Source organism: Acinetobacter sp. R933-2, assembly GCF_030325485.1.
GTDB lineage: Bacteria > Pseudomonadota > Gammaproteobacteria > Pseudomonadales > Moraxellaceae > Acinetobacter > Acinetobacter sichuanensis.
In genome coordinates this window covers 1-13,296 of record NZ_JACAIJ010000014.1, presented here as the reverse complement: position 1 = coordinate 13,296, position 13,296 = coordinate 1, and the positions used below count along the sequence as shown (strand labels likewise).

General features: G+C 39.3%; 13 protein-coding genes. 10 read left to right on the top strand and 3 right to left on the bottom strand.

Annotated elements, in window-relative coordinates:
* Positions 1 to 174 precede the first annotated feature (174 nt).
* Positions 175 to 1,440, bottom strand: a complete 1,266-nt coding sequence (locus HX005_RS15310) for an acetyl-CoA hydrolase/transferase family protein (protein ID WP_286378015.1) — start codon at positions 1,438 to 1,440, stop codon at positions 175 to 177.
* 181 nt (positions 1,441 to 1,621) lie between these two features.
* Complete coding sequence (locus HX005_RS15305; protein WP_286378014.1) at positions 1,622 to 2,911, bottom strand: MFS transporter; 1,290 nt, start codon at positions 2,909 to 2,911, stop codon at positions 1,622 to 1,624.
* 191 nt (positions 2,912 to 3,102) lie between these two features.
* Between HX005_RS15305 and HX005_RS15300 the strand changes: the two genes are divergently transcribed.
* From HX005_RS15300 to HX005_RS15260, 9 genes are all read left to right on the top strand, one after another.
* The gene (locus tag HX005_RS15300; protein WP_286378013.1) at positions 3,103 to 3,594 is read left to right on the top strand and encodes a cupin domain-containing protein; all 492 of its coding nucleotides are present in this window, start codon (positions 3,103 to 3,105) and stop codon (positions 3,592 to 3,594) included.
* A gap of 21 nt (positions 3,595 to 3,615) precedes the next feature.
* Entirely contained in the window at positions 3,616 to 4,611 is a 996-nt protein-coding gene (locus HX005_RS15295) for a hydroxyquinol 1,2-dioxygenase (protein ID WP_286378012.1), read from the top strand.
* Positions 4,612 to 4,675: 64 nt separating this feature from the next.
* Entirely contained in the window at positions 4,676 to 6,145 is a 1,470-nt protein-coding gene (locus tag HX005_RS15290; protein WP_286378011.1) for an aldehyde dehydrogenase family protein, read from the top strand.
* Positions 6,145 to 7,212, top strand: a complete 1,068-nt coding sequence (locus tag HX005_RS15285; protein ID WP_353621999.1) for a maleylacetate reductase — start codon at positions 6,145 to 6,147, stop codon at positions 7,210 to 7,212. The genes HX005_RS15290 and HX005_RS15285 overlap by 1 nt, the downstream gene beginning before the upstream one ends.
* A gap of 29 nt (positions 7,213 to 7,241) precedes the next feature.
* Complete coding sequence (locus HX005_RS15280) at positions 7,242 to 8,108, top strand: dioxygenase family protein (protein WP_286378009.1); 867 nt, start codon at positions 7,242 to 7,244, stop codon at positions 8,106 to 8,108.
* Positions 8,108 to 8,464: a Rieske (2Fe-2S) protein gene (locus tag HX005_RS15275; protein WP_286378008.1), complete on the top strand. Its 357-nt coding sequence runs from the start codon at positions 8,108 to 8,110 to the stop codon at positions 8,462 to 8,464. Before HX005_RS15280 ends, HX005_RS15275 begins: the two co-directional genes overlap by 1 nt.
* 94 nt (positions 8,465 to 8,558) lie before the next feature.
* Entirely contained in the window at positions 8,559 to 10,277 is a 1,719-nt protein-coding gene (locus HX005_RS15270; RefSeq protein ID WP_286378007.1) for an arylsulfatase, read from the top strand.
* Positions 10,278 to 10,399: 122 nt separating this feature from the next.
* The gene (locus HX005_RS15265; protein ID WP_502872755.1) at positions 10,400 to 11,368 is read left to right on the top strand and encodes a formylglycine-generating enzyme family protein; all 969 of its coding nucleotides are present in this window, start codon (positions 10,400 to 10,402) and stop codon (positions 11,366 to 11,368) included.
* 27 nt (positions 11,369 to 11,395) lie between these two features.
* The gene (locus HX005_RS15260) at positions 11,396 to 12,601 is read left to right on the top strand and encodes an OprD family outer membrane porin (protein ID WP_286378005.1); all 1,206 of its coding nucleotides are present in this window, start codon (positions 11,396 to 11,398) and stop codon (positions 12,599 to 12,601) included.
* A 40-nt stretch (positions 12,602 to 12,641) separates the two neighbouring features.
* On the opposite strand, the gene HX005_RS15255 is transcribed toward HX005_RS15260, so the two are convergent.
* Positions 12,642 to 13,010 carry a nuclear transport factor 2 family protein gene (locus HX005_RS15255; RefSeq protein WP_286378004.1) on the bottom strand — a complete coding sequence of 123 codons (369 nt, stop codon included), beginning with the start codon at positions 13,008 to 13,010 and terminating at the stop codon, positions 12,642 to 12,644.
* A gap of 155 nt (positions 13,011 to 13,165) precedes the next feature.
* Here HX005_RS15255 and HX005_RS15250 point away from each other — a divergent pair.
* Positions 13,166 to 13,296: CoA-transferase (locus tag HX005_RS15250; protein WP_286378070.1), on the top strand; the 131-nt coding region annotated here is incomplete at its 3' end.

The following is a 13,296-nucleotide window of genomic DNA, read 5'->3' as shown; positions in this document are numbered from 1 at the left end:
AAGTCAACTATAGAGTTTATGCGCTATAGTTTTTTCAACTTTTATAGAAGATGTATTTTGTCTAGAATAAAATTTGCAATGCAAAATTTGAAGATTAGTCTAAATACATTCTTCTGTCACTAATAAGTATTTAATAGCTTATTTTTCCTTTATTTAGTCCGTCATAACTAAATCCTATTTAACTTGTTTTAATATATAAGCCTGAAAGGATAATTCATCTTGTAAACTGGGTTCAGCAATAGCAATCATGCGCTGAATACGTTGAGAAATAGACAAGCCACGTAAATCTGCAACACCATATTCAGTGACGATAAAACCGACATCGCTACGTGGTGTTGATACAGGACCTTGTAGCTGTGGTACGATCCTAGAGAATCCTTTACTTGAAGCAGGTAATGCGATAATAGAAGCACCATTTTGTGATTGATTGGCAGCACGAATAAAATCTAAAGCACCACCAACTGCGCCAACATAAGTTTGATTCAGTACCTCAGCATTGACTTGCCCTGTGAGATCAACCTCAATAGCCGAATTGATTGCAATAAATTGTTTGATTGCTGCCAGAACAGCAGGATGATGAGTATATTCTGTTGGACGGAGTTGTACTTCTACACGATTTTGAACAAATTGGTGTAATTGATGAGAACCAGTAATGAGTCCAGTGATGGTTTGACCACAATCAAAACTCTTTTTCTCATTTGTGATGACACCTGTTTGCATTAACTGTGCAACACCATCACTGATCATTCCTGAGTGAATACCTAAGTGTTGATGTTGGTCAAGTGCTTGTAAGATTGACTCAGGAATCGTTCCAAGTCCAATTTGTAAAGTCGAACCATCATCGATTAAAGAAGCTACATTTTTAGCAATCTTTTGTTCAGTTTCAGTAGCTAGGGTAAACCGTTTTGAGATAATTGGACGATCTGTATAAAGCATAAGATCAAAATCGTCTTCAGTTAAGTAGTCATTTGCATATACCCACGGTGCTTGTTGATTGACTTCTGCAATAACAACACGTGCCTGTCGAATTGCTGATCTTAAATAATCTTGTGCAAGGCTATAACTATATTGACCATGTGCATTTGCAGGAGATACTTGAATTAAAACCACATCAACTTTTAACTTTTGTTGCTCGATCAATGTCGGTAATTGTGAATAATGAAAGGGTAGAATATCTAAACAATGTTGTTGTGCCAACATACGATTATATCCAGCACCACAATAGCTAGAATATTGAATCTGATCTGAATATTCAGCTAAGCAAGTTGGATATTCTGAAATTCCTAAAAAGACATTAAATCGACCGATTTGTGCTCGATTTTGCATTAAATATTCTGTCAAAGTCGTTGGTTCGGCTTGTGCTTGTCCCCAAAGCACACAATCATTCGGAGCGATATACTCGGCTAGATTCAATTGTGTAATATCATAAATTTTTTTCATCTTTGAGCTTTACATTGAGTACCGTAGGTATAGAGGTGTGCATTGGATTTAGAACAATATCGTATGCTATTTTGTTTGCGATCATGCTGTGTTCAAGTCATGAAAATAGTTGGAAATATTGCCTAAAATTCAAATTAGTTCAGGCAATATTTCCATGATTCAATCAATGAAAAATTCAATTTTATGCTGATTCATGAGATTCGGCTGTATTAGACTCTTCAATCTTTTTTTGATGTGCTGTACCTATTTTACGTGGTGCTGTTTCTTTGATAAATAAACTGACAATCATACCCACCACAGTACCAACCAGACTTAGATAAAAAATATTTTGAATTCCATAATGTTCTGCAACTAAGCCCGACAGTACAGGGGCGATGCCACCACCAAAAATTTCACCTGCACCAACGACTAAGCCAATTGAAGATGCAACCAACCCAGCAGGTGCTGATTCTGCTGCAATTGGTCCTGAAAGTAGTGCAATTAAGCCTAAACTGAAAAAAGATAAGGCAAAAAGTAAAATAAATAAGCTTGAGATGGATGCTGCTGAATTGGCAAATAAAACAATAAAAATGGTAGAACCAAGAAAACTCAATACTGCACTTAAACGTCGACCGAACCAGTCGGAAAAGGCAGGTACAAGGAATTGACCAAGGAAGCCGCCAAAACCAATTGCAGACACCACAAAACCCATTTGTTGTACATTCAATTTAAGATAGTTTTCTAGGTATAACGGTACCATCGCACTGATCACAAAAACACAAGACATGGTGCAAAATAAGCCGATCATACTTAATAGAATATTACGGGTTTTTAGAATTACATACCAATTGACTTTTTCTTGTTTGGTTTCTTTTTTTTCAGTGATAAGTAGTTTACCACCCTGAGTTTGTTCAGGTTCTCGCAAAATGAAAAATAGAAAAATGACTAGAACAAAAACTGGAATCGCCACAACCCAAAATACCTCACGCCAAGAGGGCAAAAATAACATCAACTGTGTGGCAATAATAGGTCCTAAACCCAAACCAAACAATGCAAATCCACTTTGTTGCAAGCCTTGTAAAGTCCCACGGCGCGAAGGTTTTGCCGCTACAGCTGTTGCTGCAAAACTGGTTGGACAAAACGCACCTTCAGAAATACCCATCAAAGCCCGAATCAGAATTAAACTGGTCAATCCCATTGCAGCACCTGAAAAACCAGAAGCCAACGAAAAAATCACTAAAGAAATCAGTAAGATTTTACGATGCCCAATTTTGTCAGAAAGATGCCCTGAGAAAATCGAAAAAATTCCCCAAGTAATCCCTAACGCACCAAAGATTAGACCAACATCCTGATAATTAAGGGAGAGGTCTTTCATGATTGAAGGCAGGAGTGGTGCAATGATCCAACGGTCTAAACCGACCAAACCAAAACCTAAGGTCAGCAGTAAAACGATCTTCCATTCATAGGAAGTGTCCCATTTTTGAATATCCATATGTATTTCCTAATGATCATGAGTAAGCGTTCCTGTTACTCATTTACGTTTTTCTCGGAAATCGATTATAGAAAGATATTTTGTGCTTGATTGTTTGAAAATAACGAACATTCATGTCGAAAAAGTGCTTATTGTTCATTCGTTAAACATCCCTTAATTTTGAAATAGGAAATTTGCAAAGGGAACAACAAATGACTGCTTACACAACAAAATTTGGTAGTTTGAAAGACTACGAAAAAGGATCAATCCAAATTGTTCAGGGTGAAGCAACCAATTACGCTTTTTCAAATGTATTTGAAGTTGCTGAGCATGCAACAGCCTATGACAAAATTGTGGTAGGTCTCAATCAAAAGTATGTGATTGAAACTGTACGTGCTGAAGGTCAGTCAGTATGGTACACCGCTTCTCATGATGAGTTCGTGGTGGTGATGGATGGAGAAGTTCGTGTTGATTTCCTTAAGCTAAAAAGCACAGTGAATGTTGAAATAGAAGGAACACAGCTTGCTGGTGAACAACCTGATGGTACACCGATGGGTTATGTTGTACTCAAAAAAGGTCATCAAGCAATTTTACCAGCAGGTTCAGCTTATCGTTTTGAAGCAAATGATCCTTCTGTTTTATTAATCCAAACAATCAAGGGACCATTATCATTAGAAAAATGGTCAGAAATTTGTTTGAAATAATCATATTCAAGGAAGAATACTATGAATCAAATCGCACACATCGATCAAGTTGAAGTAACAGGCAAAGATGCTATTACGGGTTATCAGGCATTTAAACTGGGTAATTTCTCTATTACTCGTGATGAATATTTTGCCAAAGTCACATGGGCAGCGAAAGGTCAGGAACATTCTCACCTGATGTCTGTAGATGCCTTTTTACGTGCCATTATGCGTGATGTTGCATGGGGGTTTTTCTACGGCTGGGTCAACTTTGACCATGTCATTGGCACACAAAACCACTATGGTAGTGTAGATTTTTATGCAGGGACTTTTAATGGTGTATTAAAAGATGCTGGCGTGGATTATGTGGAAAATTTTGCTACACCTAAAATCATGGCAACTTTTAAAGCCATTTTACATGATTGGGTAAATGCAGGTTTTGATCCATTTGCTGCACCTGAAGAAACTGGTTCTGCATTTGGTCGTAAAAATGGTGAAAATATTGAAGCCATTGATCGTTACCGTATCGCGACTAAACGTATGCCAAGTTTAGAAGGGGATTCTCCACTTCGTGATGATCTGGAGATCAATCGTCAGTTTGCTGATGTAAATCAAGATGAGCCATTAATTCATTGTGAACCTGGTTTTGAAGGTCAATTAGGTGGTTTTAATTTATTTAAATACTTGTCGCGTTCGGATGTAACTTGGAACCCATCGGTGACTTCTGTGTGTAAAGCAAGCTTATTTTGCCCAACCACAGAAGAATATATTTTGCCTATTTTCCATGGCAATGACCGTGTTGAATGGTTTATGCAGTTCTCTGACGAAATCACTTGGGATATCGGCGATAAAGTCGATGGCGCGCCAATCGCTCGAATTGTCATGAAGCCAGGCGATATTTGTGCAATGCCAGCCAATATTCGTCACCAAGGTTATTCAACTAAACGTTCAATGTTATTGGTTTGGGAAAATGCAACGCCTGATTTACCAGAAAAATTTGCATCAGGTGAATTAGCTCCTTATCCAGTGGCGTTCTAATCTATCCATTCTCATTTAAACAGGGCGTGTTCTCGCCCTGTCATTTCTAAAATTTAGGTTAAATATGAATAATCAATTATTTATTAACGGGCAATTTGTGCCTGCAAAAAGTGGCAATACCATTGATGTATTAAACCCTGCCAATGGTGAATTGATTACCAAAATTGCAGCAGCAGAAGCCGAAGATATTGATCTTGCTGTTGAAGCGGCAAAAAATGCATTTCCTGCATGGTCTGAAATGCCAGCGGCTGAACGTGGACGATTATTATTAAAATTAGCTGATTTAATTGAAGAAAACTTAGAAGAACTCGCTCAATTAGAGTCTTTGGATACAGGTCATCCTATTCGTGATTCACGCCGTTTGGATGTTCCACGTACTGCAGCATGTTTCCGTTATTTTGGTGGTATTGCCGATAAAATTGAAGGTTCGGTCATTCCTGTTGAACAAGGTTTCTTAAACTATGTGGTACGTGAACCGATTGGTGTTGTTGGGCAAATTGTGCCTTGGAATTTCCCATTGATGTTTACTAGCTGGAAGCTTGGACCTGCTTTGGCTGCTGGAAATACAGTGGTTTTAAAACCTTCAGAAATTACGCCACTTTCAACGTTAAAAATTGCTGAACTGATTAAAAAAGCAGGTTTCCCAGATGGCGTTGTAAACGTCGTTCCTGGTTATGGGCAAACAGCAGGACAAAGCCTAGCTGAACACCCAGAAGTTGGGAAAATTGCGTTTACAGGTTCAACTCGCACAGGGCAAGGCATCATCAATGCGTCATCTTCAAACTTAAAGCGTGTTCAACTTGAACTGGGTGGTAAAGGTGCAAACATTGTCTTTGAAGATGCCAATATTGATGCAGCAGTGAATGGTGCAGCATGGGCGATTTTCCACAACCAAGGACAGGCGTGTATTGCAGGTTCACGTTTGGTCTTGCATGAAAATATTGCAGATGCGTTTTTAGAAAAATTTATTAAGCTTGCAGCTTCTATTCGTCTGGGTGATCCAATGGATCCAAATACAGAAATGGGTCCTTTAACCTCTGAAGCACACCGTAATAAAGTTCTGTCTTATACCCAGATTGCCAAAGAACAAGGCGGTAAAGTACTGCTTGGTGGTGAAGTTCCAGCCGATCCAGCCTTACAAAATGGTTTCTATGTGATGCCAACGATTGTTGAAGCACAACCTTTTGACCGCGTGGCGCAAGAAGAAGTCTTTGGTCCATTTGTTACTGTACTGCGCTTTAAAGATGATGCTGAAGCGCTCGAAATTGCCAACTGTACAGAATATGGTTTAGGCAGTGGTTTATGGACACAGAACATTCACCGTGCGCATAGCTTTGCTCGCAAAATTAAAGCTGGCATGTGCTGGATTAACAGTTATAAACGTGTGAATCCAGGTAGTCCGTTCGGTGGTATGGGTAAATCAGGTTACGGTCGTGAAATGGGCTTTGAGGCGATTCATGACTATACCGAAGCGAAATCGATCTGGGTCAATGTCGATGCAAAAATCCCGCCACATTTTCAGCGAGGTGAATAATGCAAATGTTTAATTACAAGGCTTTGCCAATCAACGTCCATTTTGGACGTGGGCGTGCCAAAGAAGTACACAGCATTCTCAATGAATACAATTTTCGTTCTGTGATGATCATCACCACACCTGAACAAGAAGCCGATGGTCAAAAATTAGCTGAACAACTGGGCAACCTCTGCGTCAGTGTTTATCCCAAAGCAGTTATGCATGTACCTGTAGAAGTGGCTGAACAAGCTATTCTTGAAGCCAAGCGTTTAAATGTAGATTGTTGTTTGGCGATCGGTGGTGGTTCAACGATTGGGTTGGCAAAGGCGATTGCTTTGAAAACTGCTTTGCCAATCGTGGCGATTCCAACAACTTACGCAGGCAGTGAAATGACGACTGTGTATGGTATGACGGAAAATCGTTTAAAAACGACAGGGAAGGACATCAAAGTTCTGCCTAAAGTGGTGATTTATGATCCTGAGTTAACACTGACACTGCCTGCAAAAATATCAGCTTGTTCAGGTATGAATGCTATGGCACATGCAGTGGAAGCCCTGTATGCACAGGATAAAAACCCGATTATCAGCCTGATGGCATTAGATTCGATCCGTGCTTTAAAAGATGCTCTGCCTGCTATTGTGCAAGATCCGACGGATATGGCTGCACGTGAAAAAGCAACTTATGGTGCTTGGTTAGCGGGTATTTGTTTGGGGTCTGTTGGCATGGCAATTCATCACAAAATTTGTCATACCTTGGGCGGAACTTACAACTTACCGCATGCTGAAGCACATGCCATCACGTTGGCATATTCAGTTCATTACAATCGTAATGCAGATGTTGCAGCAATGACGCAACTGGCACAGGCTTTGGGCGGAACAAGCCATGAGCAAGTAGGGCAATTGATTTATGAATTGAATCAAAAGCTGAATATTTCAATGGCATTGAAAGACATTGGTTTACCTGAAGAAGGTCCACAAACTGTGGCGAAAATCGTCTGTGACAGCCCGTACTACAACCCACGTGCATATGACTACGATGAGCTTGAGCAATTAATGCAACGTGCTTATTTAGGATTGCCGCCAAATTAATTTGGCGGTCATAACAAGGAGGGTGTCATATGTATCAGTTAACACAAGACGTAATCGATAGTTTTTCAAAGATTGAAAATGAACGACAGAAACATTTGATCACGACTTTGGCTGCAAAGTTGCATGAATATATTGAAGATGTGCAATTGAGTCAAAACGAGTGGGAAATGGCGATTGATTTTCTGACGCGTACAGGGCAAATGTGCCATGGACAGCGTCAGGAATATATTCTGCTTTCTGATGTGATGGGTGTCTCTATGTTGGTCGATGAAATCAATCATCATCAACATGAGAAACAAACACCAAGCACCGTTTTTGGTCCTTTCTTTATTCCAGAAATGCCTGTCCGTGACTACGGTGCTTCTATTGTTGAGCATGCAGATAGGGAAACGGAACAGCTCCCATTACTCATCACAGGTCGGGTCGTTGATCCCGACTTAAACCCGATTCAAAATGCCAAGATCGAAATTTGGCAAACTGCCGAAAATGGCATGTATTCAGGTCAGGATGCAGCACAACAATTGGGAAATTTAAGAGGCATCTTCTACAGTCAGGCTCAGGGGGAATATGCGATACAAAGTATTATTCCTGTGAGTTATCAGATTCCATCTGATGGACCTGTAGGTGAGTTATTGAATTTTTCAAAACGCCATTTTTGGCGACCTGCGCATATTCATTTCATGATTACAGCAGAAAATCACCATCGTTTAGTCACGCATTTGTTTTTAAAAGATGATCCATATTTGGAGTCGGACACTGTATTTGGGGTGAAAGACGCACTGGTTGTTGATTATCAACGTTGTGAATATTCAGCGGAAATAGAACAGAAATTCAATATAAATTCTGCCTATTACAAAGTGGATTATCAGTTTGTGTTGGCAAAGGAGCAGGCGTGATGTCAGCAAAAATTGCATTATGCCAAGTCCATGATTTTGAAAATAAATCTGTCAAGAAAGTTGCCCATCCCTCGAAAGCGGGGCTCAATCTCGTCCTGATTAAAAATGATCAGGATTTTTATGCTTATCATAATATCTGTCCACATTTTTCAGTGCAATTGGATAACGCCAAAGGGCAGTTTTTTACCTACGATAATCAATGGATTATGTGTGCCCATCATTCAGCGATGTTTGAGATCAAGACAGGTTTATGTATCGATGGACCATGCAAGGCGAACAGTTTAGTACAAGAGTCTGTTTATGTTGAAGATGGCAATATTTATCTACAAGATTGTTCGAAAAATATGAACATTTAATTCGTTTCTTTGCGATTTTGTTCTGCTTAAATTTTTATTACATTGACGTTTAGCAAGGATTTTGCTTAAACCTTACCATTATCAAGGATATGCTATGGTCATTAAAAAGTTAGCATTGGCGGCTGTATTTGTTCCCACTTTATTGAGTACCGCACTGGTTCAAGCTGAAAATGTGAAAAAACCGAATGTGTTGGTCATTGTGGCGGATGATTTAGGCTTTTCAGATACTGAGCCATTCGGCAGTGAAATCAAAACGCCAAATCTTAAAAAATTGGCAAATGATGGCGCGATCTTAACCAATTTTCATGCAGGTCCAACCTGTTCTGTGACCCGTTCAATGCTGTTGACTGGAAATGATAGTCACCAAGCTGGTTTAGGGACGATGGCTGAATATTTACAGCCTGAACAAAAAGGCAAGCCTGGGTATGAAGGTAAACTGAACCAGCAAGTGATGACCATGCCTGAGATTTTAAATGCTCAAGGCTATGTCTCATTTATGGCAGGTAAGTGGCATTTAGGTGCAACAGAAGACAGTAATCCTAAAGCACGAGGATTTACCAAATCATTCAGTCTAATGCCTGGTGGTGCAAGCCATATGGATGCAAGCCCAATGTTTCCGGGTAACTACAAAGCACGCTATTTGGAAGATGGCAAAGACGTGACCTTGCCTAAAGAATTTTACTCAACAGATTTCTATACAGACAAAATGCTGTCTTATTTGAAAAATGACCGTAAAAAGGATCAGCCATTCTTTGCTTATTTGGCATATACCGCACCACATTGGCCATTACAAGCACCAGATCAGTTTTTAGCGAAGTATAAAAACTCGTATAAAGAAGGTTATGAATATATTCGTAACCAACGTTTAAAACGCCAAATTGCTTTAGGTATTATGCCTAAAGGCACCGAAATCAATAATCCAATTGCATCAGCATTTCCAGCGTGGGATCAGTTAACCGCAGCGCAGAAAGCAGATCAAATTAAGACCATGCAAGTGTATGCAGCCATGATTGATAGCTTGGATTATAACATTGGACGCGTTATAGACTATCTGAAGCAAACAGGTGAATTGGATAATACTTTTATTTTGTTCATGTCAGATAATGGTGCTGAATCTGCAACACCTGAATCATTGGGAACCACTGAAGATAAAAATGGTATCCGTGAATGGGTTGATGCGAACTTTGATAACAGTATTGAAAATATGGGGAAAAAAGGTTCGTATGTAAACTTAGGTCCACAATGGGCTCAGGTTGCTTCAACACCACTGCCATATTTCAAGAGCTTTGTTGCCAATGGGGGTATTCGAGTTCCAGCAATTGTTCGCTATCCAAAAATGGTGCAGCATGGTCAGATTAAAACTGATTTAGTCCATGTAAAAGACTTTGTGCCAAGCGTGTTAGAACTGACAAAAACGCAACGCCCAAACAGTTTTAATGACCATCCAATTTTGCCTTTGGAAGGGATTTCATTCCTACCTATTTTCAATCAGCAAAAACTACCTGAACGTTCATTAGGTTGGGAGTTTAATACTCGTCGTGCCTTATACCGTGGTGACTGGGCTTTACAAATGCAAGCACCGCCGTATGGGACGGGCACTTGGGAATTGTATAACCGTACTCAAGACCAAAGCTTCATCAAAAATGTCGCAGACCAACATCCTGATATTGTGAAAAATTTAGCCAGTGAATGGGATAAATATGCACAGCATGTGGGCGTGGTTGAAGCACCTGTTCGTTATAAATATGGTCAAATGAATTGTTTTTATGACACCTGTATTGAACCTGAGTTCCTGAAAAACCTAGGTAAATAATAGGTAAATAAAATGGAAAATGGTCATTAAACTCAGTATTTCAGAGATTAATGACCATTTATTTCTGTTGATCAGAAATCACGTATTGTGTTTTAAATGATTGAAAATAGAGATCAAGGATGATGAATATTTTTAAACTTCTCACATTACCAACAGTTGCATTGGTACTCAACGCTTGTGGTGGGGCACCTACAGAAACACAGGATGTGACATTAGGTGGAAAAATACAATGCCAGCAATATTCAGGTTTACCGCACAATTGGTTAAAGCAACCTGAAGCAGGGATGGTGAAAATTCCGGGGGGAACTTTCCAGATTGGAAACAATCAAAGCTATCCTGAAGAACGAGCGTTATATAAAAGTGAGCGAATAGTTACTGATTTCTGGATGGATGAAACAGAAGTCACCAACGCGCAGTTTGAAAGCTTTGTTCAAGCTACAGGTTATATCACGGAAGCTGAAAAACAAGGCGAAGCTGCTGTATTTATACCCCCGCAAGGGCAAGTCAAAGAATTGGCTTGGTGGTCATTAGTTAAAGGTGCATTTTGGAAAAAACCTTGGGGACCAAATGCGAGTCGCCAGATTTTACCGAATGAACCTGTGCGTATGATTACCTTGAAAGATGCCATTGCGTATGCAGACTGGCTTGGGCATGAGCTCCCTACAGAGGAACAATGGGAATATGCGGCTAAAGGTTTTACTCAGGCACGAGATGTGAGTGCAGATCTGGAACATATAGATGCCAACGTTTGGCAAGGTGAGTTTCCTTATCAGAATGACAACAAAGATGGTTTTACTGATGTTGCACCTGTTGGATGTTTTAAAGCAAATGCCTTTGGTCTATATGACATGATTGGCAATGTCTGGGAATATACCAACAGTCCATTTACAGGTACACATGATGATCATATGGGCATGCACCAGTTAAAGTCAGAAGAAGCGCCTGTATTTAATCAATACACCATCAAAGGGGGATCGTTTCTGTGTGCATCGAATTACTGCATGCGTTACCGAGCTTCCGCGAGACATTCACAAGAAGCTGATTTAGGCATTAGTCATGTTGGTTTCAGGACTGTGAAAAAGATCAAATAACTGAAAAAATAATTTAATGGATTAAGCATGAACAAACAAATGACTGTGTTATTGCTCATTGCAATAGCTGCAGGGGCAAACTACGCCTCAGCAAAAGAGATCAACTTTGATGTAACCCTCAAAAATTTATATGCCAAACGTGATTTTGATGCAGCGAATCGAGCTTCGATTGGAAGTTGGAGTCAAGGTGTTATTGCCCGTGCAAATGGTCAACATGAATTTAGCGATGAAACAGCACTTTTGTATACAGGTTCATTGCAATACGCACAGCGCCTCAGTGAAGATAAACATCGCAATGATATGATTATTCCATTTGATCAAAATCGTCAGGAGCAGGCATCTGAATACAAAAAAATCGCAGGATCAGTGGGTGTAAAACACAAGCAACATCAAATCAGTTGGGGTGAACAATGGGTAGATACGCCTTTAGCGACAACGGATTATAGTCGACAGTTACTCACGATTTATCAAGGCTGGTTATATTCAGGGCAATTGAATCCGCAACTCAAAGTGGACGTGGGCTATTTAGATAAATTTTCACCAAGGAATGAAGAGAAATTTAGAAAAATCACAGTAAATAATCAGGAGTCAGATGGACTTACTTATCTGGATTTAAAATATAAAGCGTTGCAAGGGAACTTACAAACTCAGATTTTTTTAAGTGAATTGGAAGATTTATATAATCAATATTCTGTAGGGCTGCAATATAAGACACAGATGGATGATTTAAGATTTAACAGCAAATTCAGATATTATTATACGACTGAAAATGGTGCTGAATATTTAGGAAAAATTGATAACCAATATTTCGGTATATTACAAGAAGTCGCTTATGGTCCGAATACTTTCGGAATCGGATTACAAAAGATAGAGGGTAAAAGTGATTTTCCAATGTTGGATGGGGCTGTACCTGTGCTGAGCTATGTTAATTGGACACAAGGTACTTTTAACAAAGCCAATGAATTATCCTATCATTTTACGTTTAATCATGATGCCAGTTGGTTGCTTCCCGGTTTAAGCGTGATGGCACGTTATGTCGATGGACAAAACTACATGATCAAAGGGCAAAAAGGGTATGATGAAAGCGAACTTGATTTTATTGCAAATTATCGAGTGAATGAAGGTATGTTGAAAGGCTTGGGTTTCCAATGGCTCAATCTGAATTATAAAAATGATGTCCAAGGCAGTTATCAGGAAAATCGTTTCTTTACCACTTATACACTGAAATTTTAAAGCATGACTATTTTGAAATAGAGGGAATTTCCCTCTATTTTTATTTGATCGGTGTGGGTTGATAGGCAAATAATTTAACCGCATCGGTGGTTTTATTCCAAACAGATAAAGTTCGATTTTTTAACTGCATCGGAGCGCCTTGCAATAGTAAACTGGCTTCAAATACACCAAAAACCAATAGACTATCGGAATATTCCACAATATTTTCAATTTTATAATCAATGTTTTGATAAACATAAAACTGATTTTCTAATTTATCCATATAGCTTTGCAGTGTATCTACTCGAGCACTACTGTGCACATAAGTCAGAGCAGGGTCACAAAAGTTTTGAAAAGCAACATAGTCCTGATTAATCAATGCTTGGAAACGATTTTGTTCTGCTTTTTTGACCATCTCAATATAATTCATTGCATTTTGTCCTGTATGTGAAAAGCGTATTTTATTGGAGATCAGTGTGTTCATTTGTATTTAAAAGGGAAACAAATTGTTTGTAGAAATAGGATAATGAGCGCTAGGCGAATTAAATATACTAATGATAAGTTTTTGACTGTAGACACATGGACATGATTGACAAAAGTGTAATGCCTTTAGGAAATGTACTTTCACAAATCAAGGACGGTTCAACCGTCATGATTGGCGGTTTTGGTACGGCTGGACAACCTGCAGAACTGATCGATGGTTTGATTGAGCTCGG

Coding starts and splice junctions, on each gene's coding strand:
- HX005_RS15310 (WP_286378015.1), bottom strand. CDS start 1,440: ATGAAAAAAATTTATGATATTACACAATTGAATCTAGCCGAGTATATC.
- HX005_RS15305 (WP_286378014.1), bottom strand. CDS start 2,911: ATGGATATTCAAAAATGGGACACTTCCTATGAATGGAAGATCGTTTTA.
- HX005_RS15300 (WP_286378013.1), top strand. CDS start 3,103: ATGACTGCTTACACAACAAAATTTGGTAGTTTGAAAGACTACGAAAAA.
- HX005_RS15295 (WP_286378012.1), top strand. CDS start 3,616: ATGAATCAAATCGCACACATCGATCAAGTTGAAGTAACAGGCAAAGAT.
- HX005_RS15290 (WP_286378011.1), top strand. CDS start 4,676: ATGAATAATCAATTATTTATTAACGGGCAATTTGTGCCTGCAAAAAGT.
- HX005_RS15285 (WP_353621999.1), top strand. CDS start 6,145: ATGCAAATGTTTAATTACAAGGCTTTGCCAATCAACGTCCATTTTGGA.
- HX005_RS15280 (WP_286378009.1), top strand. CDS start 7,242: ATGTATCAGTTAACACAAGACGTAATCGATAGTTTTTCAAAGATTGAA.
- HX005_RS15275 (WP_286378008.1), top strand. CDS start 8,108: ATGTCAGCAAAAATTGCATTATGCCAAGTCCATGATTTTGAAAATAAA.
- HX005_RS15270 (WP_286378007.1), top strand. CDS start 8,559: ATGGTCATTAAAAAGTTAGCATTGGCGGCTGTATTTGTTCCCACTTTA.
- HX005_RS15265 (WP_502872755.1), top strand. CDS start 10,400: ATGAATATTTTTAAACTTCTCACATTACCAACAGTTGCATTGGTACTC.
- HX005_RS15260 (WP_286378005.1), top strand. CDS start 11,396: ATGAACAAACAAATGACTGTGTTATTGCTCATTGCAATAGCTGCAGGG.
- HX005_RS15255 (WP_286378004.1), bottom strand. CDS start 13,010: ATGAATTATATTGAGATGGTCAAAAAAGCAGAACAAAATCGTTTCCAA.